22 protein-coding genes are annotated in these 20,875 nt (G+C 64.0%); 8 read left to right on the top strand and 14 right to left on the bottom strand.

The window, feature by feature from the left end; genetic code table 11:
• Window positions 1–25: 25 nt before the first annotated feature.
• The 6 genes from A9K66_RS20775 (at window position 26) to A9K66_RS20800 (ending at window position 4,966) form a co-directional block, all read left to right on the top strand.
• Window positions 26–892 (top strand): branched-chain amino acid ABC transporter permease, encoded by an 867-nt coding sequence (locus A9K66_RS20775; RefSeq protein WP_066989049.1) that lies wholly within the window; start codon window positions 26–28, stop codon window positions 890–892.
• Between the two features lie 7 nt (window positions 893–899).
• Window positions 900–1,880 (top strand): branched-chain amino acid ABC transporter permease, encoded by a 981-nt coding sequence (locus tag A9K66_RS20780; protein ID WP_067327634.1) that lies wholly within the window; start codon window positions 900–902, stop codon window positions 1,878–1,880.
• 3 nt (window positions 1,881–1,883) lie between these two features.
• Entirely contained in the window at window positions 1,884–2,663 is a 780-nt protein-coding gene (locus A9K66_RS20785; RefSeq protein ID WP_067327637.1) for an ABC transporter ATP-binding protein, read from the top strand.
• Window positions 2,660–3,382 carry an ABC transporter ATP-binding protein gene (locus A9K66_RS20790; RefSeq protein ID WP_066989044.1) on the top strand — a complete coding sequence of 241 codons (723 nt, stop codon included), beginning with the start codon at window positions 2,660–2,662 and terminating at the stop codon, window positions 3,380–3,382. Before A9K66_RS20785 ends, A9K66_RS20790 begins: the two co-directional genes overlap by 4 nt.
• A gap of 11 nt (window positions 3,383–3,393) precedes the next feature.
• A complete protein-coding gene (locus A9K66_RS20795; protein ID WP_067327640.1) occupies window positions 3,394–4,140 on the top strand; it encodes an aspartate/glutamate racemase family protein in 747 nt (248 codons plus the stop codon).
• Window positions 4,141–4,258: 118 nt separating this feature from the next.
• Window positions 4,259–4,966 carry a GntR family transcriptional regulator gene (locus A9K66_RS20800; protein WP_067327642.1) on the top strand — a complete coding sequence of 236 codons (708 nt, stop codon included), beginning with the start codon at window positions 4,259–4,261 and terminating at the stop codon, window positions 4,964–4,966.
• Window positions 4,967–5,154: 188 nt separating this feature from the next.
• On the opposite strand, the gene A9K66_RS20805 is transcribed toward A9K66_RS20800, so the two are convergent.
• On the bottom strand, window positions 5,155–6,111 hold the full coding sequence (locus A9K66_RS20805) for a LysR family transcriptional regulator (RefSeq protein WP_067327645.1): 957 nt from the start codon (window positions 6,109–6,111) through the stop codon (window positions 5,155–5,157).
• Between the two features lie 221 nt (window positions 6,112–6,332).
• Between A9K66_RS20805 and A9K66_RS20810 the strand changes: the two genes are divergently transcribed.
• A complete protein-coding gene (locus tag A9K66_RS20810; protein WP_245307625.1) occupies window positions 6,333–6,890 on the top strand; it encodes a hypothetical protein in 558 nt (185 codons plus the stop codon).
• Here A9K66_RS20810 and A9K66_RS20815 read toward each other — a convergent pair.
• From A9K66_RS20815 to A9K66_RS20870, 12 genes are all read right to left on the bottom strand, one after another.
• Window positions 6,856–7,914: an ROK family protein gene (locus A9K66_RS20815; protein ID WP_067327648.1), complete on the bottom strand. Its 1,059-nt coding sequence runs from the start codon at window positions 7,912–7,914 to the stop codon at window positions 6,856–6,858. The two genes, A9K66_RS20810 and A9K66_RS20815, sit on opposite strands and share 35 nt — an antisense overlap.
• Window positions 7,914–8,636 (bottom strand): ribulose-phosphate 3-epimerase, encoded by a 723-nt coding sequence (locus A9K66_RS20820; protein WP_067327651.1) that lies wholly within the window; start codon window positions 8,634–8,636, stop codon window positions 7,914–7,916. The genes A9K66_RS20815 and A9K66_RS20820 overlap by 1 nt, the downstream gene beginning before the upstream one ends.
• A complete protein-coding gene (locus A9K66_RS20825) occupies window positions 8,633–9,451 on the bottom strand; it encodes an alpha/beta hydrolase (protein ID WP_067327654.1) in 819 nt (272 codons plus the stop codon). Before A9K66_RS20825 ends, A9K66_RS20820 begins: the two co-directional genes overlap by 4 nt.
• Window positions 9,451–10,269 (bottom strand): sugar phosphate isomerase/epimerase family protein, encoded by an 819-nt coding sequence (locus A9K66_RS20830; RefSeq protein WP_067327657.1) that lies wholly within the window; start codon window positions 10,267–10,269, stop codon window positions 9,451–9,453. The genes A9K66_RS20825 and A9K66_RS20830 overlap by 1 nt, the downstream gene beginning before the upstream one ends.
• Complete coding sequence (locus tag A9K66_RS20835) at window positions 10,269–11,345, bottom strand: Gfo/Idh/MocA family oxidoreductase (RefSeq protein WP_067327661.1); 1,077 nt, start codon at window positions 11,343–11,345, stop codon at window positions 10,269–10,271. The genes A9K66_RS20830 and A9K66_RS20835 overlap by 1 nt, the downstream gene beginning before the upstream one ends.
• Before the next feature lie 4 nt (window positions 11,346–11,349).
• Entirely contained in the window at window positions 11,350–12,171 is an 822-nt protein-coding gene (locus A9K66_RS20840; protein WP_067327664.1) for a sugar phosphate isomerase/epimerase, read from the bottom strand.
• Window positions 12,172–12,234: 63 nt separating this feature from the next.
• Window positions 12,235–13,077, bottom strand: coding sequence for a carbohydrate ABC transporter permease (locus A9K66_RS20845; RefSeq protein WP_067327667.1), 843 nt, complete (start codon window positions 13,075–13,077; stop codon window positions 12,235–12,237).
• Between the two features lie 3 nt (window positions 13,078–13,080).
• A complete protein-coding gene (locus tag A9K66_RS20850; protein ID WP_067327670.1) occupies window positions 13,081–13,977 on the bottom strand; it encodes a sugar ABC transporter permease in 897 nt (298 codons plus the stop codon).
• Between the two features lie 128 nt (window positions 13,978–14,105).
• On the bottom strand, window positions 14,106–15,353 hold the full coding sequence (locus A9K66_RS20855; protein ID WP_067327674.1) for a sugar ABC transporter substrate-binding protein: 1,248 nt from the start codon (window positions 15,351–15,353) through the stop codon (window positions 14,106–14,108).
• Window positions 15,354–15,473: 120 nt separating this feature from the next.
• Entirely contained in the window at window positions 15,474–16,619 is a 1,146-nt protein-coding gene (locus A9K66_RS20860) for an ABC transporter ATP-binding protein (RefSeq protein WP_067327677.1), read from the bottom strand.
• 89 nt (window positions 16,620–16,708) lie between these two features.
• Window positions 16,709–17,659 carry a PfkB family carbohydrate kinase gene (locus A9K66_RS20865; protein WP_067327680.1) on the bottom strand — a complete coding sequence of 317 codons (951 nt, stop codon included), beginning with the start codon at window positions 17,657–17,659 and terminating at the stop codon, window positions 16,709–16,711.
• A gap of 3 nt (window positions 17,660–17,662) precedes the next feature.
• Entirely contained in the window at window positions 17,663–18,463 is an 801-nt protein-coding gene (locus A9K66_RS20870; RefSeq protein ID WP_067327683.1) for a class I fructose-bisphosphate aldolase, read from the bottom strand.
• A gap of 183 nt (window positions 18,464–18,646) precedes the next feature.
• On the opposite strand from A9K66_RS20870, the gene A9K66_RS20875 reads away from it, so the two are divergent.
• The gene (locus A9K66_RS20875) at window positions 18,647–19,795 is read left to right on the top strand and encodes a Gfo/Idh/MocA family oxidoreductase (RefSeq protein ID WP_067327686.1); all 1,149 of its coding nucleotides are present in this window, start codon (window positions 18,647–18,649) and stop codon (window positions 19,793–19,795) included.
• A gap of 34 nt (window positions 19,796–19,829) precedes the next feature.
• Here the strand turns inward: A9K66_RS20875 and A9K66_RS20880 are convergent, their stop codons facing one another.
• Window positions 19,830–20,852: a LacI family DNA-binding transcriptional regulator gene (locus A9K66_RS20880; RefSeq protein WP_067327689.1), complete on the bottom strand. Its 1,023-nt coding sequence runs from the start codon at window positions 20,850–20,852 to the stop codon at window positions 19,830–19,832.
• Window positions 20,853–20,875: the final 23 nt, after the last annotated feature.

Below are 20,875 nucleotides of genomic sequence, written 5' to 3' on the forward strand. Positions count from 1 at the left end.
ACCCCGCGGAAGATCGAAGGGATCCATGGAACAGGTCATCGCCAACGGATTATATCTCGGCGCCCAGTACGCGCTGATCGCGCTCGGGCTAACCCTGATCTTCGCCCTGATGAACGTGCTGAATTTCGCCCACGGGCAGATGTACGTTCTGGGCGGGTTCATCACCTACACCGTCTACGGCCAGCTCGGCCTGCCTTTCGTGGTGGCGCTCCTGGCCTCCGGTGTGACACTCGCCGTCATCGGTGCGCTGATGGAGAGATTCCTCTTTCGAACGGTTATCCGCCGCAGTCACCGCGAGGAGAGCACCATGCTGCTCGCCGCCGCGACGGCCTTCTTCTTCGACGCCGTCATCCTGCTCATGTTCGGTGAGAAGCAGCGCGGCGTTCCCAAGATCGTCAAAGGCGTCTTCAACGAGGCCGGCATCATCATGCCTTATGACCGCCTGGTTGTCGGCGCTCTGGCCATCGTCTTCATCGCCGCCTTTGTCCTTTACATGCAGTACAGCCGGGTCGGCCGCGCCATGCGCGCGCTCGCGCAGGACCGTGTCGCGGCCCAGCTGATGGGTGTCAGGGTCGACCGCTATTCGATGATCGGCTTCGCACTCGGTGCCATGCTGGCGGGCGTTGTCGGCGGCCTGCTGGTCACCATCACCGGCGTCAATTCCGGCATTGGCGGCCCGATCTCGATCAAGGCCTTCCTGATGGTGATGATCGGCGGCGCCGGCGTCGTCGGCGGCGCGATCGCCGGCGGCTTCATCCTCGGCATGATGGAATCGGTCGGCCTGACCGCGCTGCGCGAATATGGCGACGTCACCTACCTCGTCATCTTCGCCGCCCTGATGGTGTTTCTGTCGATCCGCCCCAACGGGCTGATGGGCAAGCCGTGGGGTTGATCGCGACATGACCCGCAATCGCAACATGAAGATCGCTTCGGTCGCAGCCTTCCTGGCGATCGTCTTGATCGCCGTGCCGGCCGCGATCTCGGCCAGCGGCCGCATCGACCTCTACTACACGCTGACTTCGGTGGCGCTGCTCAGCATCGCCAGCGCCGGCGTGTGGCTCACCTTCTACATCGGCCGCATCAATATCGGCCAGGGCGCCTATGCGCTGATGGGCGGCTATGTCTCAGCCATACTGGTGATGAACCACGGCTGGTCGTTCTGGCTGACGCTGCCTGTCGCCGGTCTCTTCTGCGCCGCCGCGAGCGTGCTGATCGGTCTGCCGATCCTGCGGTTGCGCGGCGTCTATTTCGCCATGGTGACGCTGGTTCTGACCGAGGTCGTGCGGCTCTTGGCGCTGGCGCTGCCGATCACCAACGGCGCCAAGGGCATCGTCAGCATCCCGCTGCCCGGCGCGCTCTCGGTCTTCGGGCTGACCATCATCCCGGACTTCGCCACGCTGCAGAATTCGCGGCTCGCGTTCTACCTGCTGGCGGTCACGCTGATGGTGGGCTGCTTCGCGGTGATGTATCGGCTGGTCAACTCGCGCATCGGCAAGCTCTGCCAGTCGCTGCAGCAGAACGAGGAACTCGCTTCCTCGATCGGCGTCAACATCGCCTATCTGCGCGTCATCGCCTATGCGGTGTCCTCCTTCTTCGGCGGTCTCGCCGGCGCCATCTTCGCCGCCATCTCGCAGTCGATCTATCCCTCGAGCTTCACGGTCACCGATTCCGTCAACTTCATGCTGAACTGCTTCCTCGGCGGCCTCGGCTACGTGTTCGGTCCGATGCTCGGCACGCTGGTCCTCTATTTCGGCTGGGACCTCTTGTTCCAGACCGGCCAATTCCAGCTCCTGATCTATTCCGGCCTGATGATCGTTTTGATGCTGGTGCTGCCAAACGGCCTGCTCAGCCTCACGGTTCCGACCCGGAAGAAGGCTTGAGCCATGGCCGAAATGCTCGAAGTTTCCGGCATCACCAAGCGCTTCGGCGGTCTCGTCGCGGTTAACAACGTCTCCTTCTCGGTGCGCGAAAAGGAGATTCTCTCGGTTATCGGTCCGAACGGCGCCGGCAAGTCGACGCTGTTCAAGCTGATCTCGTCGTTTCTCAGGCCAACGTCCGGCGAGGTCCGCCTGAAGGGTGAACGCATCTCCGGCATGGCGCCGCATATCGCCGCGCGCAAGGGCGTCGTGCGCACCTTCCAGGAAACGACGATCTTCAAGAACATGAGCGTGCGCGACAACGTCATCATCGCGCATCATCTGCGCTCGAAGGCGAGCCTCGTCGGCTTCTTTCTCGGCACCGGCACGGCCAAGGCAGACGAAGGGGCTTTCGGCCAGTCCGCCGACGAGATCCTGGCGCTGCTCGGCCTGGCTTCGCTTGCCAGCGAGATCGCCCGCAACCTGCCACATGGCCATTTGCGGGCGCTGGGCATCGCCATCGGCCTTGCCACCGATCCCTCGATCCTGCTGCTCGACGAGCCCTTCGCCGGCATGAATCACGAGGAGACGATGCGCATGGTGGCGATGGTGCGGCGCCTGCGCGATCTCGGCCTTACCATCCTGCTCGTCGAGCACGACATGCCGGCCGTGATGAAGATCTCGGACCGCATCGTGGTGCTCAATTTCGGGCAGAAGATCGCCGAGGGAACACCGTCGGAAATCCAGGCCAACGAGAAGGTCATCGAAGCCTATCTCGGCAGCGAAGACGAGGCGATCGGGCTATGAACCAGATCCTGAACTTCGCCGGCGTCGAACTCTATTACGATCACGTCTATGCGCTGAAGGGCGTCTCGCTCGAGGTCAATGAGGGTGAGACCGTCGCGCTGATCGGCGCCAACGGCGCCGGCAAGTCGTCGATCCTGCGCGCCATCACCGGGCTCAACCGGATTAGGTCCGGCGAGATCCACTACAGCGGCAAGCGCATCGACGGCGCCGCTCCAGACGAGATCGTCAAGATGGGCATCGCCATGGTGCCGGAAGGGCGCCGCGTCTTTCCCTATATGACGGTCAGGGACAACCTTTTGATGGGCGCCTTCACGCGCTCGAGCAAGGCCGAGATCGCGGCGACCTTGGAGATGGTGCTGGGGCGCTTTCCCCGGCTGAAGGAGCGCTTCTCCCAAGCTGCCGGCACGATGAGCGGCGGCGAACAGCAGATGCTGGTCATCGGCCGCGCGCTGATGGCCAAGCCGAAGCTTTTGCTGCTCGACGAGCCGTCGCTCGGAGTCGCGCCAAAACTTGTCCAGGACATCGCCCGCTCGATTGTCGCCATCAACCGCGACGAGAAGGTCAGCGTTCTGTTGGTCGAGCAGAATTCCCGCATGGCGCTTCGCATTTCGCAGCGCGCCTATGCGCTGACCACCGGCAGCGTCGCCCTGAGCGGCAACTCCGCCGAATTGCTGAGCGACGACCGGGTCAAACGTCTTTATCTCGGCGGCGAGATCTGAGGCTGATTTTAATGCGCATACTCGTCATCAACCCCAACACGACCGCGTCGATGACCGGCAAGATCGGCAAGGCGGCGACAAGCGTCGCCTCATCAGGAACCGAAATCGTCGCTGTCAATCCGGCCGATGGTCCGCCGAGCATCGAGGGCTATTTCGACGAGGTGTTCGCCGTACCGGGCATCATCGCCGAGATGAGCAAGGCGCCGGCGGCGGATGCCTATGTGATCGCCTGCTTCGACGATACCGGGCTCGACGCCGCGCGCTGCGCGACCGAAGCGCCGGTCATCGGCATCGGCGAGGCGGCCTTCCATCTCGCCAGCCTTGTCGCCGGCAAGTTCAGCGTCGTCACCACGCTCGCCCGCTCAGTCCCCGCCATCGAGCACAACCTTGCGAAATACGGTCTTTCCTCGCGCTGCGCCAAAGTGCGCTCGTCGGAAGTCGCCGTGCTCGAGCTTGAACGGCCAGGCTCGAACGCCAGGCATCGGATCTCGGACGAGATCGCGCGCGCCATTCGCGAGGATCACGCCGAGGCGATCGTGCTGGGCTGCGCCGGCATGGCCGACCTTGCGCACAGCCTGTCGGAAGAGCATGGCGTTCCGGTGCTTGACGGCGTCGTCTGCGCCGTCACCCTGGCCGAGAGCCTGTTCAAGGTCGGCTTGAAGACATCGAAGATCGGCGGCTATGCCGCCCCGCGAGGCAAGCGTTTCGCGGGTATCTTCGCTTCGGCGTCTCCCCCGGGCGCCGGTTCGCCTGGGTAAACGTGGCCCCGGGAGATCGGTCCCGCGGGATTGACCGGGGCGCGAGCGCCATTAGATTGGACCGGCCGCTGGCGATTTGGGGGCAGAGCGGGCCGCGTCGGGCCTGCGCATTGAAAGCATGTTGACGGTACTCAGAGAAGACGATCGCGACGACAAGCCGGCAGCGCGCTGGTCGCAGATCTACTATGGGCTGAGAGACGCCATCGTCAGCCATCGTCTCGCCCCGGGCACCAAGCTGCCGGAGGACGAGCTGGCGTCGATCTATTCGGTGAGTCGCACCGTCGTCCGCGCCGCCTTGCAGGCCCTTGCGCATGACCGGCTGGCGCGGCTGGAGCCCAACCGCGGCGCCTTCGTCGCACAGCCCTCGAAGATCGAGGCGCGCGAAGTGTTCGAGGCGAGGGCACTGATCGAACCCAAGGTGGCGGCGCTCGCCGCAAAGGCTGCGGTGCCCTCCGACATCGCGCAATTGCGAATGCACCTGGAGAAGGAGCATGAGGCGCTGCATGCCGGTCGCGACAGCGACGCCATCATGCTGTCGGCGCGCTTCCATGTCGGCATCGCCGAAATCGCGGCGCATTCGGTATTCACCAACTTCGTGCGCGACCTCGTCTCGCATTCCTCGCTGATCATCGCGCTCTACTGGAAACGCCGCGACGCGACCTGCGAGAAACATGCCCATCACGCGTTGGTCGACGCCATTGAAGCCGGCGACAGCGCCGACGCCGCGGCGCTGATGAACAGCCATCTGGTCGATCTGCTCTCGGGGCTCGATCTTACCGACAAGGTCGAGAAGTCCGACAGCCTCGCTGATCTGCTCCGCGCCTGAAGGAAGCGAGCCCGGTTAGGCCAAGATAGGCTGACACCCTGGCGCGAGGTCAGCGCCACCCGCGGCGTGATCAGGCCTTGCTTCACCGTGTCATGCACCTGCTGAAGCCGCACCACCGATACTTTGAAGCCGGCCTGCGCTATCGCCGCCCCATCCAGTCGCTGATCGCTGCCAGGTCGGCTGATGCGTTAGGCCTGAGTCTGCCGTTCCCTCGGCCGTTTTCGGGAGGTCTCGGCGCCGCCTCGATGCCTGATGTGATCGATGAAGGCGCGCAGTTTGGGCAGGACCTGTTGTTTTTCCGGATAGTAGAGGAAGACACCCGGCGATGTCGCAGCGAAGGCCGAAAGCAGCGCCTCGAGGCGCCCGTCCGCGAGCGCCGCGGCGGCAATCGGGCTTGGCACCTGGGCAAGCCCGGCGCCCTGGATCGCAGCGCCAAGCAGCGTGGGATAGTCGTGTGCAATGAACGGCCCGGAAACGATTGCCTCGACCGCCTTGTTGCCTTTGGCGAAGCGCCACGGCGCGACCGAACCGTTCGATCGGCGCAGGCGCAGGCAGGCATGGTGGCGCAGATCCTCGATTCGCTCCGGCGTTGTTCGCTGGCGTAGATAGTCGGGACTGCCGACGACCACCATCGGGAAGGACGGCGTCAGTCGAACCGCGACCATGTCGGCCGCGATGAGGTCGCCGAGCCGGATACCGGCGTCGAATCCCTCGGCTGCGAGGTCCGCCAGCTCGCCGCTAGCGACGATCTCCAGCTCGATCTCGGGATAGGCCTGGCAGAAGGACGCGATCATCGGCTCCAGCAGCGTCGGCACCACCGCAGGCGGTACCGACAGGCGCAAAAGCCCAGCCGGCCGCTGGCCGATTTCGCGCGCGACCTCGCTTGCTGCTACCAATTCCTCGAAGGCTGGCCGGGCACGCGAGAAAAAACGCTCGCCGGCTTCGGTCAGGCCGACGCTGCGTGTCGTGCGGATGAACAGCGCGGCGCCGATGCGCGCTTCCAATGTCCGCACCGCCTGGCTGATCGCCGATGGCGTGACGCCGAGCTCCGCCGCCGCCTTGCGGAAATTGCGATGCCTGGCGACGCTCAGGAACGCCTCGACGCCGTCGAGGGCGCCATGCCGGACTGTGAAGTTTTGCTTCATGACCCATTGAGATTATCGCGGATAGTTCCCGGCACAAAGCGGTCGTATCTGTGTTGTCGATTGGAAGGCTGGAGGGAAGTGGCAATGACGGACGATTTGGATCGCGTGCGGTTGCGGGCGTCGGGGCCGCCGCCTTCGCTAAATCTCTGTTGGAAGGCCGTCTCGGTATCCTGAAGGCGGTATTCGAAGCCGTTCCAGCCAATCTCTAACGGGAGGCAAGTATGACGCCGGCGACGATCTTCAACATCCATCTCGTCCTGGGCTACGTCCCGTGGCTGCTCTGCTTCGGCGCCTATATCTGGCCGAGGCTCAGGCTCATGGACCGCGTCGAGGCGCAGCGCGCCATCGCGACGCTGCACAGCTTCCGCTTCTTCGGGCTGGTCTTCCTGGTTCCGGGCGTGGTTGGCCCGAACCTCCCGGCGGACTTCGCGGTCTTTGCCGCCTATGGCGATTTCGCGACCGGGCTGCTGGCCATGCTGGCGCTGCTTGGCGTGAAGCGGTCCTCGATCTTCTGGCCGTCCGTCGCGGCCTTCAATCTGGTGGGAATAGTCGACCTCGTCGGCGACTACTATCACGGCACCGTGCTTCATCTGCCCGAGCAGGCCGGGCAGCTGGGCGCCGCATACGCGATCCCGATCATCTATGTGCCCCTGCTGATGATTACGCACGTGGCCGCCCTTTATCTTCTGGCGCGACCTCAGCCCAAGACCGAGCCGGGCGCGGACAATAGGAAGGCGGGCGGTCTCAGTTCCCTTCGCTCTCCTTCATCCGTTCGATGATCGATCGGGCCGAAGCGCCGGTCGTTTCGCCGAGCTTCGTTTGCTCATTCTGCACCATCGCCAGCGCCGTTCCCGGCTCGCCCTCCCACAGGATCAGGCTTGCCGCGCCGACCAGCCCGGCGCGATCGCCGAGCTCGGCCGGCACGATCGGCACGTCGCGATAGGCTTGCATGGCGCGTTCCTCGACCGTCGCCCTGATGCCCGGCGCCAGCAGATCGAACCCGTTTGCGAGGCCGCCCCCCATGACGATCAGGTCCGGCGAATAGAGATGCAGGAGATTGGTGAAGCCGATGCCCAGCCATTTCGCCTCGGTCTCGACCAGTTCGCGGGCGGCCGCGTCGCCGGCGCGCGCGGCATCCACGACATGCCGGGCCGAGACGTCGCCGTCGTCGGAAAGACGTCTGAGCACCGAGCCGTCGCCTGGCTTGGTGAGGCGGGTCGCCCGGCGCCCGAGCGCGGTGCCGGAAGCAACGGCCTCGAAGCAGCCGACGTTGCCGCAGAAACAGCGGTCGCCTTCGCCGGTGATGGTCATGTGGCCGATCTCGGCTGCGAGCCCGCGCCTTCCATGGTAGATGTGGCCATCAGCGACCACGCCGCCGCCGATACCGGTCGAGACGGTGACGAAGACCAGCGAGCCCGCGCCGCGGCCGGCGCCGAAACGCCACTCGCCGAGCGCCGCGGCATTGGCGTCGTTCTCCAGCCGTACCGGCAAGCCGAACTGGCGGCTGAGGATGTCGATCAGCGGCACGTTGTGCCAGCCGGCGAGCGTCGGCGGCCCGATGACGATGCCTGCCTTGGGGTCGAGCGGCCCCGGCGCGCACATGCCGATGCCGCTGACCTTTGCCTGCGGGTGTTCTTTAAGCAGCCTGTCCGCCAGCGCGATGATCTGGCCGATCACCGCTTCCGATCCGGCGCCGGCAAGCGTCGGCGCCGAGACGCGCTCGACGACTTCGCCACTGCGCTCGACCAGCGCGCCGCGCAGTTCCGTGCCGCCGAGATCGAAGGCAAGGGCGATCGTGCTCATCAGGCGGCGGCCTTCAGTCCATGCAGCCAGGCCATGCGCTGGGCGAGATTGGGATCGCCGAAAGCGAGCGAGCCCAGCACCACCGTGTCGGCGCCGGCGGCGCGCAGCAGCGGCACCGTCTCATGGCGGATGCCGCCATCGGCGGCGAGCCGGATGTCGCCCTCGCGGCCGGCCTTCCTCATCAGGGCGCGCGCCTCGACCAGCCTTGGGCAGGCTTCCTCGGACAGGCTCTGTCCCTTGACCCCGATCGAGGTGCCGAGCAGCGTCACGAAGGCCACGCGTGGCAGGAACGGCTCGATCGCTTCAAGGGGCGTCTCCAGCCGCAGCACCACTCCGGCCTCTGCGTCGAGCTCACGCGCCAGCTTCACGGCGCGCAAGCCTGCCGCGCCATTCTCGGCATGGATGGTTACGAGATCGGCACCAGCCTCGATGAACTGGCGCGTCTGAGCCTCGACGATCTCGGCCTCGACCATCAGATGGACGTGGATCGGCTTCGCCGTCAGCTTGGCGATGCGCGCCACCATGTCGGGAAAGAACAAGAAGCCGGGGGTGAAGCGGGCGTCCGCCACGTCGATGTGGTGCAGATCGGCATGGGCTTCGATGCGCTTCAGGTCGCGCTCCATATTGGCGAGATCCGCCGACCACAGCGAGAATTCGCCGATAAGCCGGTTGCGCGGCAGTGCGGCTATTGCCGCGGGTCCGGAGACGGGTTTGGCGGTCATGACGGAATGAGGCTCCGGGCATTCGAGTTGGACTGGAGGAAGGAACTGATCTGCTCGTGCAGTTCGATGAAATGTCTGGCGCTGTTGCGCGCCTTCGGCGTGATCTCGGCGAAGACCGCGTGGGGCATCGCGGCGGCAAGCGTGTAGGCGCTCGACAGCGGATGCACCGCGTCCATCGGATTGCCGACGACCAGCGCAGGAATGTCGAGCGCCGCGACGTCGCGGTCGCAAACGCCTGGACCGTCGCTGGCGATGTCGGCGAGCACTTGCGCGAACCCCTTGGCGTCGGGCCGGTCGAAATAGCCGAGCAGCGAGGCCAGATTGTCGGGCGCCTCGCGGTAGAGCCGCGTGGCCGTGTCCGATCGTGCGAAGATTGTCCGCCCTTTGTCGGCCCCGTGTTCCAGGATGAGCTCGGCGGCCTCGGTGATCGGCCGCATGTTCTGCGGTGCCGGCGAAAACGTCCATGCCGGCCGCACCAGGACCAGGGCGGCGACGCGCCGCGGATGACGGCAGGCGAGGCGAAGCGCGATCGCGGCGCCCATCGAGACGCCGCCGGCAACGAAGCGGTCGAGGCCGGCACGATCGGCGGCGGCAAGCACATCGTCAGCGAAGATTTCGAACGAGAACGGCCGCCGCTTGCCAAGCCCAGAGCCGCCATGCCCGCGGCATTCCAGCGTGATGCGCCGGAAGCCTGCGGGGAAAGTCTGCGCGACCTGCGCCTCGCCGCCGCCGAGCCCATGCTGAAAGACGACCGCCAGGCCTTCGCCGGTGTCGGTCATATGCAGCGTGGCACCGTCGCGCAGCAGCGTGCCCATCACATGAGCCCCTTGAGGAAGCGGGCGACGCCCGGCGCTTCCTCGGCCGAAAGCCCGTGCGTCACCAGCGGCCCGTCGAAGCCTGTGGCCCTCAGGCGAGCGACGAAATCGTCGAAGTCGACCACGCCTCGTCCGGCCGTGGCGAAGCGCCCATCGGCGAAACGGTCCTTGGCGTGCGCAAGCGCGACATGACCCGCCGTGCGCTCGACCGCTTCGGCAACGATGCCGCGTGCCTCGTCGGCATTCGCTCGCTCGAACAGATTGGCGGGGTCGAGCACGATGCGCAGCCGGTTCGAACCCATTTCGGAATTCAGCCGCGCGGCGTCATCGGCGGAGGTGACGATGTTGGCTTGCTCCGGCTCGATGCCGAGATCGACGCCGTGGTGCTCGGCGAGCTGAAGCGCCTTCTCCATTTCCCGCGCCATGTCGGCCCAAGCCGAGGGATCGGCATTGTCGGGGTGGTGCGCCCATTGGTCCTCGGCGTTGCGCGTTCCGGTGCACAGTGTCACCAGCGGGATCGAAAGCCTGGCGGCTGCCTCAATGACCACCCCGAGCCGCCGCAGCCCGTCATCGCGCACCCGGCTGTCCGGATGCGCCATGTTGTAGGTTCCCGACAGCGCGACGAGACCGACGCCGCTAGCCTTAGCGGCGGCATCGATCGTACGGATCGCTTCGTCGGGAACATCGTCCGGCATCGACGGCAGGCCGGCGCAGGCAAGGTTGAACTGGGTGACTGCGAAGCCCGCTTCGCGAACGGCGGCGAGCACGCCTGCCGGCTCGCCGCCTGGAAAAGTCTTGGCGAACACCCCGACCTGCATCAGACCGCTCCGGTGACGCCGGCGAGCTCAACGCGCTGGCCGCTTTCGACCGAGCGGGCGATCGCCACCATGGCGCGGATCGAAGCGAGCCCGTCTTCCACGGTAGCGCCGCGCTGCGGCGCGCCGTTGAGCACCGTGTCGGCGAGGCCTTCCAGTTGGCGGCGGAAGAAGTGGCTGTCGGCGCCGAGCGGCTTGCGCGACGTCGCGTCCTTCTCATGAAAAATGTCGACCTCGCTGGCGCGGAAATACCAGGGATTGAAGGTCTTCGCGATCACCGAGCCGTTCTCGCCATAGAGCTGGAAGCCCTCGTGCCAGTCCATGCGCACCGCAACGGTTAGGTCGAGATGGCCGAGCGCCCCATTGGCGAACTCCGTCTCGACGAACCAGCAATAAGCGCCGAAGCGTTGGTTGAGCCGCGCGCGCACGGCCGTGATGTCGCCGCACAGGAAGCGCGCCGTGTCGACCAGATGCGAGCCATGCGCCAGCATGAAATACTGTCTCAGGTCCGCCTTCGGATTGCCGGCCGGCTTCCTCGCCAGCTTGCTGGTGACGGGCAGCGGCTGCACGGCGTCGGTATTGGTGTAGCGATGGGTGGAATCGCAATACCAGGCCTTCAGCGCCAGGATCTCGCCCATCTCGTCGCACACGAAATCGCGCGCCGCCTCCAGCGCCGGGTCGAAGCGCTTCATATGCCCGACCTGAAGCACCTTGCCGGAGCGCTTGACCGCTTCCGCCAGCCTCTCGCCTTCTTCGACGGAAATGCCGATCGGCTTTTCGCAAAGCACGTGCTTGCCTGCTTCGAGCGCCCTGATCGACATCGGCACGTGGTAGGCGTCGGACGTCGCGACGATCACCGCCTCCAACTTGGGGTCGGCGAGCATCTCGTCATAGTCGCCATACATTTTTTGCGGCTCGTAGGTGGCGCTCATGCGCGCAAGCAGGTCGGGCGCCGCGTCGCAGATCGCGTAGAGGTCGGCATTGGCCGCCTTCACGCAGGATTCCAGATGCGCGAACTGCGCGATCGGCCCGCAGCCGAGCACACCGACACGAAGACGACGGTCTTGTTTGCGGATCATCGCCTCAAGCCCCGTAGCCGCGCATGGTCTGGCGATTCATCTTCACCGCGCCAGCCGGATCGGCGGCGGCGGTTTCGGATTCCTCCTCCAGCACCAGCCAGCCGTTGAAGTTGGGCGCGGCGCTTGCGATCTCGATCACCTTAGCCGTGTCGCAGACACCCTGGCCGAGCATCGCCCAACTGCCGTTGGCATCGACGTCTTTCAGATGCACATAGCGAATGCGGTCGCGATAGGTGGTGAGCGTATCGGCCATGTCCTGACGGCCGCGCAAGATGTGTCCGGTGTCCGGCACCCAGCCGACCAGCGATGGGTCAAGCAGGGAGAAGATGCGGTCATAATCGGCGCGGTCGAAGAGCAGCGTGTTGTGATGCGAGCTCGGATGCACAGCCACCTGCAGGCCGGCCTTGCGCCCAAGTTCGCCGGCCTTGTTGTAGACCTCGGCGGCGATGGCGAATTTGTGGTCGCGCGGGCCGTCGGAGACGACGGTTGCCGAGCCCATCGACACCAGCGCTCCCGGAAAGGCGGCGGCGAAGTCGATCCAGCGACCGGCGGTTTCGAGGTCCTCGCCGATTTTCTCCTTGAGCGTGAAGCCGCTCTTCGAGCCGAAGGCGAACGAGACCAGCATGAGGCCGGATGCCTTCAACGCGGCGGCGAACTCCGCAGGATTGCCGGCATAGCGACCGATCATCGTGTCGGTGATCTCGATGCCGGCATAGCCGCCGTCGGAAATCGCCTTGATGAGATCGTCCGGGCCGCCGCCAAAACGGTCGCCGAGCATCTCCCAGGTAAAAGTCTGGCAGCCGACTTTGAGGTCTTTCACGTTCATTCTTTCATTCCTTGATACCGCCCATTCCTTGGTGTCGCTCTGCGTCTTCATGGGAGGGACGTCCTACTTGACCGAGCCCGCGGTCATGCCTGCGAGGAAGAATCTCTGGGCAACGAGGTAGATGAGCAAAAGCGGTAACGAGCCGAGCACGCTCATCGCCATCATCTGGTTCCATTCGAAGGCGTGCTGCCCCATCAACAGCTGGATGCCGATCGGCACGGTGCGCATGGACGTCGACTTGGTCAGCGTCAGCGCAAAGAGAAATTCGTTCCAGCATAACAGGAAGGTGTAGACAGACGTCGCCACGATACCAGGCAGCGAGATCGGGACGATCACCCGCCAAAGCGCTGTCCAACTGGTGCCGCCGTCGACAGCCACCGCTTCATCGAGATCGCGGGGCAAGGTGTTGAGATATCCCGTCATCAGCAGGATCGCGTAGGGCAGCGTAAACACCAGGTAAGTCAGGATCAGCGCGATATAGGTGTCAAAGATGCCATATGAGACGACAAGCCCGAAGAAGGGGATGAGAAGCGTGATCGGCGGAATCGTCTGCGTGCTGATGATGAGTGTGTTCAGGCTGCCCTTGCCGCGAAAGTTGAAGCGGCTGAACCCGTAGGCCGCCAGCAAGGCGATCAGCACCGTCAGCACGGTCACCGCTGCCGCCACGAAGTAGCTGTTGAAGAAGAAGCGCAGCTTTACCGGGTCGCCAACGATGGCTGCGTACGCTTCCAGCGTGAAGGCCTTCGGCAGGATGGTTGGTGGCAGGGCAAAGATTTCAGTATTCGATTTGAACGAGCTGCTGAGCATCCAGTAGATCGGGAAGGCCGCGAAAAAGAGCCCCGCGACAAGCGCTACATGGAGCGCGACGGTGATCAGCTTGTCTTTCGGCGTGTGCCTTTTCCTCATGGACTACCGAGCCTTTTGATAACGGATGTAGAACAGCGTCAGGCCAAGCGAGATCAGCAGGATGACCACAGCGCTCGCCGACGCCTGAGACAGGTTGTAGCTCGAAAACGCCAGCTTATAGGTGTAGGTGCTGAGGACCTCGGTCGAGTAGATCGGACCACCGCCCGTCGTTATCCAGATCAATGGGAAGACCTGCATGGTCCAGATGAAGTCGAGCAGCGAGATGCTGATGATGATCGGCATCAACTGCGGGATCGTGATGAAGATCAGCTTCTGGTAGGCCTTGGCGCCGTCGATATCGGCGGCCTCGTAGAAATCCTTGGGAATGCCCTGCAGGCCTGCGAGCAGGCTGACCATGAAAAGCGGGTACCCCGCCCAGATATTGGCGAAGGTGACGGCGTGCAGCGCGGTCTCGGGCGAGGAAAACCACTCGACCTTGGAACCGATGATGCCCATCTGCATGAGAATGCTGTTCACGACCCCGTTCGGCTCAAGCAGGAGGCGCCAGATCACGGCGATAATCACCGCAGTGAACAGCCAAGGCAGTATGTAGAGCACGCGCAGAATATTGCGCAGCATCGGATTGATGCGGTCGCTGTTCAGCATGAGTGCGAAGACCATGCCGATGGTCATGTGGAAAACAACACTCATGCAAGTGAAGTAGAGCGTGTGCCACAGCGAAGCCCAAAACACCGGATCGGCAAAGATCGCCTGGTAGTGTTTCAGTCCGGCAAAGGATGGGTCACGGCGCAGCACCGCGCTGTTCTGGAACGAATAGGCAATCACCGTCACCATCGGCAGCAGCATCAGAAGACCGATTATGAGGAGCGAGGGCGACAGATAGAGATAGGGTGCGACCGCTCGTTTCAGTCTGTGATGGGAGCGCTTCTGCGGGGTCATGTGCCAACCTTGAAATACGCCTTCAAGAGAAGGTGAGCTTCGGAACACGGGTCCACCGATCCGTTGTGGCCGGGTGGCCTGCCCGAAGTCAGGCCACCCGGTCGGAAAGTGAACGGGGAACAGGCCGATCAGAATTTCGCCATCCAGCCCTTTTGAGCGTTGGCTGCGGCTTGTTCCGGAGACTGCTCGCCGGCAAGCATCTTCTGGGCTTCCACGTCGAACTGGGTCATCAGGTCTTCCGCCACCGGCAGACCCGTGAACTCGTTGGCGAGATAACCGGTCTTGAAGATTTCGAAAGCCTTTGCGAATGCCTTGTCGGACGTCACGAAATCGGGCTTGGCGTTGACGTTGCCCGGGAAGGCGTTTGCAAGCGACACGAGCTTGGCGTTCACCTTTTCACTCATCAGATATTGGACGAGCTTCCAGGCCTCCTCCTGGTGCTTCGAGCCGGCAGAGATACCGATACCCCAGGAGGCATAGGGAAGGCCGCGCTTGCCGTTGTAGTTCTCCACGACCGGGACCGGGATGAGGTCGAAGTTCAGCTTGGGATTGCGTTTGCGAATGAGGTTCACATGCGCGAGCGAGTCGATCATCATCCCGACCCGGTCGTTGACGAATTCCTCGACCTTCTCCTGTTCCGTCTTGGTGGCGATGCCGGGCGAGATGGTGCCGGCGTCGTTGAGCGATTTCACGAAGCTGAGCATATCCACCACCGGTTTGCCCTCGAGGTCGGGCTTGCCATTCGCCATCATCGATTGGCCCGAAGCCCAGACCCACGACATCATGTCGTTCTGGACGCCGGACGGTGTTTGCAGCGACAGGGGCAGAACCCAGCCATACTGGTTCTTGTCGGCATGGGTCATCTTCTTGGCGGCTTCGAGGAACTCCGCGCGGGTCGACGGCAGCTTGCTCACGCCTGCCTGGGCGGCGAGGTCCATATTGACGAAGACCGGATAGACGAACGAAGCCACGGGAAACATCACCGCCTTGCCGTCCACCTTGATGATATCGGCGACCTGGCTCTTATCGAAGCCGCTCGCATCCATCATCGGGTTCATGTCGGCCAGCGCGTTCTGTGCGTTCAGATTGTTCACCCAGGCGCCATCGAGACCGACAACGTCGCTAAGCGTTCCGGTCGCAGCACCGACCGAGATCTGGTCTCGCGTGGTCGCATAGGGGCCGCTGACCAGCGTCACCTTGATCCCGGGGTTTGCAGCCTCGAACTCGTCCATGATTTTGCGCAAGGAGCCTGCGGGCAGCTCTGGCTCCCACCACTGCGTGAATTCCAGCGTCGTGTCCGCCATGGCGCCGGTTGCGCCGAGCAGCCATGCGGCCGCGGCCATTTTCAGCATCGCGGGTCGTATCCGAAACGTCATTTTCTCCTCCTTCTTAAGATCGACCGCACAATGCGGACGATCGTCTGCTTCATTCAGAAGTCTTCTTACGAGTACTTTCGCAGGCGCATCGCTCCTGCCTGCGGGCTCTGCGACAAATCTTCAGATCGCCAGATGCGTTTCGGGATCGAAGAAATGGAGCTTGGCGTCGTCCACGGCTAAGCGGATCTCCGAGCCGGGCAGGACTGTGCTGACCGGTTCGAATTTCGCCACCGCGTTCGAGGTCATGCCGAAATCCTGCACCGCGTCCGGATCGCCGGAGTCCACCCGCACCGCGTCGATGCTGAGATGAACGATGTGTTCGGACCCGAGTTCTTCGATCGAGGTCACCTTTGCCGGGATCGTCTGATACTTGCGGCCGGATTCGAGACTGCTGTCATAGAGATCCTCCGGTCGGATCCCGAACACGACCTTGCGCCCCGCATACGACCTCAAGGACGGCCTGCGCACGAAGGCTGCGTCCTGCAGCCGGATGGCGAAGGTGCCGGACATCAGTTCGTCGCCCGTCAGCGTCCCCTCGAACAGGTTCATCGAAGGAGAACCGATGAAGCCGGCAACGAAGGCGTTCACCGGCGATTCATAGAGTCTCTTGGGAGTGTCGACCTGCTGCAGCACGCCGCCCTTCAACACCGCGACCCTGTCCCCCATCGTCATCGCCTCGGTTTGGTCGTGGGTCACGTATATGGTCGTGACGCCGAGCTGCTTTTGCAGGCTGGTGATTTCGGCGCGCATTTGAACACGCAGCTTCGCGTCCAGATTGGAAAGGGGTTCGTCCATGAGGAAGGCGGCCGGCTCGCGCACCATGGCGCGGCCCATGGCAACCCGTTGACGCTGTCCGCCTGAAAGGTTCGCGGGTTTGCTGTCGAGCAGAGATGTCAGCTGAAGGGTTTTGGCGATCTCGTCCACCCGCTTCTTGCGTTCGGCCTTCGGCTTGCCTGCCAGCCGCATCGAAAAGGCGATGTTTTCGAACACCGTCATATGCGGGTAGAGCGCGTAGCTCTGGAAGACCATCGCGATGTCCCGGTCCTTGGGCGGCATGTCGACCACGTCGACTCCGCCGATCCGAAGGCTGCCGCTTGTGACGTCCTCCAATCCCGCGATCATTCGCAAGGCGGTGGATTTGCCGCAGCCGGACGGCCCGACGAGAATCAAGAACTCGCCATCCTCGACCGACAAGTTCAATTGGTCGATTGCATGAAAGTTGTTCCCGTAGGTCTTGCAGATATTCTCAAGAATGACTTCTGCCATCTTCCTCCCTCCACAAGTCTAAGCCGCTCATTTTTATGATTATTGTCGGCCTATGGTCGCCCTGCGAAATCTTCCTCGGATAGTTCAGACTATGTTCCGGTATCGAGCTGCGCAGATTTCAGTTCGACTGCCGACGGGGCGTTTGTCGATGCCAGGAGTTCCGTGACCTGGCCCTCGGTCGGCAGCGCCTCGCGCCCGCCACGCCCCGTTATCGACAGGGCCGCGGCCGCGGCTGCGAATGCGACCCGGCCTGCGGTCTCGGCTCCGCGCGTCAATGCATGGGCATAGGCACCGTGAAAGCAGTCACCGGCGCCGGTCGAGTCAACGACGGCAACCCGGTGCGGAGGCAGGTGCCAGAGCCCTGCCTCGTTGCGTCCGCGATAATAGACGCCCCTGCCGCCGTCAGTCAGAACCACGGTGGACCGCGACGGCATCCACAATGCGTCGAGCATCTCGGCGGGCGATCGGCCGCCCGTGGCAGTCCGCGCGAAGCCGAGGGGAAGAATGAGATGGTCGCAGAGCCCGATCAGCCTCTCGGTGGCTGGGCCGCTGCTCCATTCGATATCGCCGAGGATTGCAAGGCCGAGATCGCGAGCCCGAGCCACGACATCCATCGACCGGATCGCGTAACTATCGACGATCAGGACGGCCGCGCGGCTGAGGACCTCGTCCGGAAAGTCTGGCGCGGTGCCCAGCATCGCTTCGTCGTCATACGCGATGAACCTCTCCCCATCCGAGCCGACGATGATCCGCGAGCGCACCGGGCGTGCGTGCGGGTGGCGCGGCGCGAATGCGGTTTCAACTCCGCTCGCAACGAGATCGCACAGCACGGCGTCGTCAGCGGCACTGGCCAGCCATCCGACGAACCCGGCGGTTCCGCCGAGCCGCGCGACGGCGGCAAGGGCCGTCGCGACATTTCCGCCGAAAGTTCGGGCAGTTTGCAGAACCTTCCCCTTGCCCGCCGACAACGGCTGATCGACATAGACGATGTCGTCGATCGCAATAGCGCCGAAGCCGAGGATTGAAGGGACGGTGGGCATCGTTCAGGCACCCGCCTTCGCCAGGGCGTCTTCTGCCGAAAGGCCGTCATGGATGACGCTCCGAAAGGCAAGTGCCGCCTTCTCCGGATCGCCGTGCCCCCAGAGATTGCGACCGACCACGGCACCGCGCGCGCCGGCACGTATGGCGTCCGCCGTCTGCTGAAGGGCGCCGAGCAGCGTCTCGGTCTTCGGACCACCCGCGATCACAACCGGCACCGGGCAGGTCCGGACGGTCTCTCGGAACGACTCGAAATCGCCCGTGTAGCCCATCTTGATCACGTCGACGCCGGACTCGTAGCCGATGCGCGCCGCATAGGCGATCTCGTCGGGGGTGAAGACGATTTTTGCTCCGTCGGTGAAATCGCGCGGGTAGATATGCGCCACCACCGGCATGCCGTAGCGTGCCGCCGCATTCACCGAGTCGGTCAGCCAGCGTATGTACTTACCCTCGGTCGCGCCGCGCACCGGAATGGCGACGGCCAACGCATCGGCCCCGGCGCGCACCGCATCCTCCGGCGTTGCAATCAGCTCGCTGATGCGATCGTCTGGGGTGAAGCAGCCCGCTTGGATCACCAGAGACGCTTTGCCCGCGTATTGCGGCCACAGATGGCGCGCGGTGCCGGGCTGGATGCTGACGTAGTCGGGTTTGCCCATCATGACGCGCGCGAGCGCACCGGGCAGATCGGCAAGCCCGCCTTTGCGCACGTCGCCATAGCCGACAAAGTGGTCGACCGCGCCGCCAAAAAGCTTCCCGGACGGATGCGAGAAGAGGCGCGCAAGGCGCACCTTGGTTCCTAGGCTCATGAGTGCAAAATTCCTCAATGGTTTTGAGCTGGCGGCCTCCGATGTCGAGCCAGCATTTTCACATGCTCTATAAAAATTTTACGCGCGTCAAGATTTAAAATGCGCTATAGCGAGTCACGAACATGGTCCGCCGCCGTTGCAGCGGGTTGTCTGCGGCGGTGCCGCATGGGAGGTCGGAAGGAAATGCAAGCAAAATCAGGCGCGAAGCTCGGTATCGGCGTTATCGGTTGCGGCAACATATCGATGACCTATCTGCGCAACGCAGCACTTTTCGCCGGCGGGGAACTGCGCGCCTGCGCCGATATTTCCGCCGACATGGCCGCGCTACGGGCAAGGGAATACGGTATCCGCGCGCTGCCGGTCGATGCGCTGCTGGCCGATCCCGAGGTCGATCTCGTCCTCAACCTCACCGTTCCGTCGGCGCATTTCGACATCACCCATTCGGCGCTTTCCGCGGGCAAGCACGTCTTCACGGAAAAGCCTCTGGCGACCTCGGCCGGCGAGGGCCGCCGGCTGGTCGCGGAGGCGGCGAAGCGCGATCTGCTGTTGGGCTCGGCTCCAGACACCTTCCTCGGCGCAGCCGGGCGGCGTGCCCGCCGCCTAATGGACGAGGGCGCGATCGGCCGCGCCGTGACCGGCACCGCCTTCATGATGGGGCGCGGCATGGAGCATTGGCATCCCAATCCGCAATTCTACTATCAGCCGGGCGGCGGTCCGGTGTTCGACATGGGGCCATACTACCTGACGATGCTGGTCAACCTGCTCGGCCCGGTCGCCCGCGTCATGGCGATGACGACGCGCGGTCAGGACGAGCGCCTGATCACCGCCGAAGGCCCTTACAAAAACACCAGCTTCAGGGTCGGCACGCCGACCAACATCCTGTCGCTGCTCGAATTCCACTGCGGCGCCACCGTCACCTTCGGCGCCTCCTGGGACGTCTTCAAACATTCCAACCATCCGATCGAGCTGCACGGGACGGAAGGCTCGCTCAGGCTACCCGATCCCGACACGTTTGGCGGCACGGTCTCGCTATCGGCGCACGGCGCCGACTGGAAGGATTTCGAGAGCGAAGGCGAGCTCTACGGCGCGCGCAACTGGCCCTATGCCGCACCGGACCGCGCCAACTATCGCATGCTCGGCGTCGCCGACCTGGCGCGGTCGCTGTCGGAAGGGCGCAGACCCCGCGCGTCCGGCGAACTGGCGCTGCACGTGCTCGAGGTCATGGAAGCGATCCTCGCCTCCGGCGAAAGCCGGAACTCCGTCGCCGTCGTCGGCTCGGTCGACCAGCCGCCGCTGCTCGGCGAAGACGAGGCGGCGAGCCTGCTTGCCTGAGGCGCCGTGATCGCCCAGCGGGAGTTCGGTATCCCTAGGCCGACTGGCGCATCACCAGCGTCGCGTCGAGATTGACCTTCGCCGCGACGGGCGCGCCGTCCTCGTCGAGCAGGGTAAGCAGCGTCTCGACGCTGCTTCCGGCCATCGCCGCGAAATCCTGCGCCATGGTGGTGAGCGCCGGGCAGGTGTAGCGGCTGAGCGGATGATCGTCATGCGCAGCCACCCGCAGGTCGCAATCCGCCTTGCGGCCCACCTTCAGCCCTTTCGAGAAGGCGGCCGCCATCACGCCGAAGGCGAGACGATCGTTGGCGCACAATATGGTCTTGCCCGGCAGGCCGCCATTGCCGAGCAGCTTTTCCGTCTGTTTGTAGCCGATCCGTTCGAACTCCCATGTGTAGTCGTCGGTATTGCCGAAGACGAGCGGCTCCTGCCCGAGCCGCTTCATGGCATCGACATAACTCTCCACCCGCTCGCGCGAATTGTGATTGACATGCGGAATATCGAAATAGACCGGGGCATCGCCCGAGCGGCAGAGATAGTCGACGATGGTCGACATGCTCTGCACATTGTTGTTGCCGACGAAAGGCGTGCCGCCTTCGAGATAGGTGTCGAAATAGACAATCGGGATCGCCTGCGTCAGCTTCTCGATCGCCCGCTGGTCCGAGCGCCGGCCGAGCGGTGCTATCAGCGCGCCGGAGACCTTCAACGACAGGATCGTCCGCGTCGCCTCGGCTTCCAGTTCGCTCGATCCATGCGAGGAAATGACGATCGGCCAATAGCCTTCGTCGCGCAGCCTGAGTTCGATGCGGCTGACCATCTCGGAATAGAACGGGTCGGTCACCGTCGGCACGACGATGCCGATGCTGCGGGTGCGCTTGCGGTTGAGGTTTCGCGCGAACAGATTGGGCTGATAGTCGGACGAGCGCAGCGCATCCTCGATGCGTTTTCGCGTCGCCGGCTTGACGCTGGTCGGATCGTCGAAGAATTTCGACAAGGTCGGCCTGGAGACGCCGCAGGAACGGGCGAACTCCTCCATCGTCTTGTGAGTCATCGGCATCCAAACCCTCGCGGCATGGAACC

This window comes from Mesorhizobium sp. AA23 (assembly GCF_001672435.1).
Lineage (GTDB): Bacteria > Pseudomonadota > Alphaproteobacteria > Rhizobiales > Rhizobiaceae > Mesorhizobium.